The 839-nt window shown below is 47.2% G+C and carries 2 protein-coding genes; one reads left to right on the top strand and one right to left on the bottom strand.

Annotated features, from left to right (window positions below; translation table 11 throughout):
• On the top strand, nt 1-302 hold a 302-nt coding region (locus B5F88_RS21210; protein ID WP_204246291.1), incomplete at its 5' end, for a hypothetical protein.
• Between the two features lie 117 nt (nt 303-419).
• Here the strand turns inward: B5F88_RS21210 and B5F88_RS19825 are convergent.
• A partial coding sequence (locus B5F88_RS19825; protein ID WP_204246290.1) for a hypothetical protein occupies nt 420-839 on the bottom strand: 420 nt, incomplete at its 5' end.

Below are 839 nucleotides of genomic sequence, written 5' to 3'. Positions count from 1 at the left end.
TTGCCTCCCATGGGGGACAACTGCTCAGTCTATATGCAGATAAAGGCTGCCATTTCGCAAATGGCAGCCTTGCTCTATCTTTCTATGTCCTCCGCTATTTTACGCTTACAAATATCTTTTTTTTGTGCAGTCAAAATTGGGGACGAAAAAACCCCGAAACCGTTGCGGCTTCGGGGTTTTTCGGTGCGATATCTTTTTTTGGTCGCACAATGTGGAGTGTAAGACCAATTGAGATATCCCCGGAAATCCCTGAATTCATGGGCTTTGCGAGGCATTGGCCTTATTTTTTTGCCCTTTTTTAAGCAGAGCATCGGCAGATTCTCTGTGTGATGGGCCATTTTAGTGTTCGACCAAAAAAGATGTCCGCTTTATCCATGTCGAAAGATTGACTGAGGGAAGCGCCTGCTTCATCGGACACGTCATCCAAGGAGTTCGTCCAGCAGGTAGTTGTATTCCGGCAGCTGATCCGTGTACTCTTTCATCCATTCCCGCATAGCTCGCTTTTCCAGATTGGTGGCTTCCGTGTAATCCTCGCTGTGTCCTTCCTGCTCCATAAAGTCGTATGCGAGATTCTGATAGACCTCTTTCACCAATGTTTCGGGATCTTCCAGTCGTGTTACATCGGAGTCATCAATGGAATCCGCCGCAGGCAGGCCAAGCAGAACATACCCGAACTTTTTCGAATAGACCACATCGAGCAATTCAGAGCCTTCAATGTAGTTCTGGAATACCCCAAGGACCCTCTCAAGCTCACTTTTCTTTTCCTCTAATGAACTCATGGCAACATCTCCTTCCTGCCGGAATGAGCAACTTTCCCGGTCTGGTGTATGTGGTTCTTT

Origin of the sequence: Flavonifractor sp. An306 (genome assembly GCF_002159455.1) — a bacterium.
Lineage (GTDB): Bacteria > Bacillota > Clostridia > Oscillospirales > Oscillospiraceae > Flavonifractor.
The sequence above is the reverse complement of the archived record's forward strand: the minus strand, read 5'-3'. Positions and strand labels throughout refer to the sequence as shown.